Source organism: Deinococcus frigens DSM 12807, assembly GCF_000701425.1.
GTDB classification, from domain to species: Bacteria; Deinococcota; Deinococci; order Deinococcales; family Deinococcaceae; genus Deinococcus; species Deinococcus frigens.
Genome location: NZ_JNIW01000129.1, coordinates 1 through 2222 on the forward strand (window position 1 = coordinate 1; position 2222 = coordinate 2222).

Here is a 2222-nt window from a genome sequence, read left to right on the forward strand (position 1 = left end):
GGCGAGAGAATGGCAGAAACCGCCCCACGCGAGCAGGTCAAGATTTATCGTCTGGGACGCTGCTCCCGCGCTATTCATAGGTGCAACTCCTGAGCCAGGTGCAGCGCGAACAGGAATTCTCCTTGAAAGGAACCTCACTAGAGAGGTTCGCTCAAGCTGCCGCGCAGCGTCTGACCGAAACAGTTCAGGCCCAGGAGATGACGCCCGCGCAGGTGCGCGAGTCTGCCGCCGAGCTGGGACGTGAGGCCGAGCGCCCGCTGAACCTCTAGGTCATCACCGCTGAGCGTCTTAACCACGACATAGAGAGCGCGGGGCGAAGAGAGCCTCAAGGCTTCGAGCGCATGTTTCAGGAAACGGGCGATCCAGCCAGCTCAAAGCTGCTGCAAAAAGCCGCTGAGAATTTAGAGCAGCGCGGCCAGGACCCCGATAAGCTGTATCTCACGGTGGCCCAATCGGGACAGCAGCACGAGGGACAACTGGAGTTCAAGACGAGCCGTGTGTGCGTGGTGGCCGATGACCAGGGGCGGCACCTGGCAACCCCCGCGAGCAGCTTGAAAGGGGTGGCCGTTTCTGACGAAGACCGTGTGAAATTTACGGCCAGCGAACCGCCGAGGATTCAGCGGCAGCTTGATTACTAACATCTCAGCAAAGGTAACCCGTAGAGTATATCCCTGTATAAATATATTTATACAGGGATATACTTATGCATAAATATATTTCTGTGTTTCTTGGGATGCGTTCTAAAACTTGGCTGTGCAGGTATAGAGCGATGTGCTTTTGCTGTCGTAGTCGGCATACATAAACACCTCGCCTGACAATTTGCTGCTGGCAATCAACCAGAACGACGTGTCGCTTCTGCCTACCTCGTATTTCTGTCCCACCAACTTCCCGCGCTCGAAGCCGTTGACCGCCTGGGTGTAAAGGCTGTTCAAAAGCTCCTTGCCGGAGATGCCCGGCTGCGTGAAGGTCTCCCGGTCATAGTTCATGACGCAACGGGCCTTGGTGTACTGCGCCACCTTGCGGTCAAGCAGGGTGCGGACTGCCGCCGTTGCTGGCTGCTGGGTCTGGGCTGCGGTCTAGGCCCCAACGGTGAGGACAGCGAGGGCGAGAAGGTGCGATTTCATGGCGTCCAGCATCACGGTCAACACAGAGGCGGAAAGCGGCAAGGTCTGTAGAAATATATTTCTACAGAAACACTTTTCTGTACAAGGATATTTCTATAGGAAGACGCTTGTATATTTCTGTAGAAATGTAGTAATATACTTCCATGAAAATGATAGCGGTACTCTCCAAAAAAGGCGGCGTGGGTAAAACCCTGCTGAGCATGGGGCTGGCTCAAACCCTTGCTGCACACGGAAAACATGCAGTGGTCATAGACCATGACCCGGAAGGGAGCGCAATCGGCTGGCGCTTTAATGCTGAGGAAAACGGGCGGGAGTTGCCCTACCAGGTTCTTGCGCCCGTTGATGTGGTGGCGGCAGCGGCAGCAGAATATGTGGTGGTGGATACTCCGCCCAACGACCTGGGAACGTTGCAGCAGGTGGCAACCCGCGCGGATTACATCGTAATTCCGGTGCTGCCAGGCAGCGGCGAGGTGGACCGTTTGCAGGAAACCATGAGGGCCATTGCCGCCGTGCAGGAGAAATTAAAAGCAGGCGTCCACATCGGCTTTGTCTTAAACCGCATGGAACACAACAACCTCGCTGCCGCGATGCCCGAAGTGATGGAAAATCTCAATTATCCGGTGATCGCGCAGATCGGGAGAAGCGTGGACTACCAGCGCGCGTTTGGCGGCCTCGTGCCTCAACACCTGACCACGCCATTTACCCAGATCCTAGAGGAGCTGGAAATTCTATGACGACGAAGAAAAAAACCACTGATCTGAGTTCCATGCTGGGAACGGCCAAACGTGCCAGTGATGTTCCGCGCCCGCAGGTGGAAATCAAGCCAGAAGTTGAGCATAAAGTTCCTGAGAAGCGCGTCACTTTGAGCCTGAATGCCGAGCTGCACCGCAGGCTCAAGACGCTGGCTTCCAGCCGGGGAACAAAGGTGCTGGAGTTGACCGACGAAGCCGTGAGCAGTTATCTGGACGCTGTTCAAGACCACTGACCAGCAAGGGGCCGCAGCCTGTGTACGACGACGAATCTTAACAGATTTATGAAACTGCCTGTCAGTTGGTGCGCCAGGCGATCAGCATTATTCCCACAGGCGGGGGCGTCAGC

At 55.8% G+C, this 2222-nt stretch carries 5 protein-coding genes; 4 read left to right on the forward strand and 1 reads right to left on the reverse strand.

What is annotated here, in order from left to right; genetic code table 11:
- Positions 1–122: 122 nt before the first annotated feature.
- Both Q322_RS23745 and Q322_RS0119875 read left to right on the forward strand, forming a co-directional pair.
- Entirely contained in the window at positions 123–269 is a 147-nt protein-coding gene (locus Q322_RS23745) for a hypothetical protein (protein ID WP_156953196.1), read from the forward strand.
- Between the two features lie 72 nt (positions 270–341).
- Positions 342–638: a hypothetical protein gene (locus tag Q322_RS0119875; protein WP_029479572.1), complete on the forward strand. Its 297-nt coding sequence runs from the start codon at positions 342–344 to the stop codon at positions 636–638.
- 102 nt (positions 639–740) lie between these two features.
- On the opposite strand, the gene Q322_RS0119880 is transcribed toward Q322_RS0119875, so the two are convergent.
- Positions 741–1016: a hypothetical protein gene (locus Q322_RS0119880; RefSeq protein WP_029479573.1), complete on the reverse strand. Its 276-nt coding sequence runs from the start codon at positions 1014–1016 to the stop codon at positions 741–743.
- 251 nt (positions 1017–1267) lie between these two features.
- Between Q322_RS0119880 and Q322_RS0119885 the strand changes: the two genes are divergently transcribed.
- Both Q322_RS0119885 and Q322_RS0119890 read left to right on the forward strand, forming a co-directional pair.
- Positions 1268–1858, forward strand: coding sequence for a ParA family protein (locus tag Q322_RS0119885; protein WP_084148123.1), 591 nt, complete (start codon positions 1268–1270; stop codon positions 1856–1858).
- A complete protein-coding gene (locus tag Q322_RS0119890; protein WP_029479575.1) occupies positions 1855–2109 on the forward strand; it encodes a ribbon-helix-helix domain-containing protein in 255 nt (84 codons plus the stop codon). Before Q322_RS0119885 ends, Q322_RS0119890 begins: the two co-directional genes overlap by 4 nt.
- Positions 2110–2222: the final 113 nt, after the last annotated feature.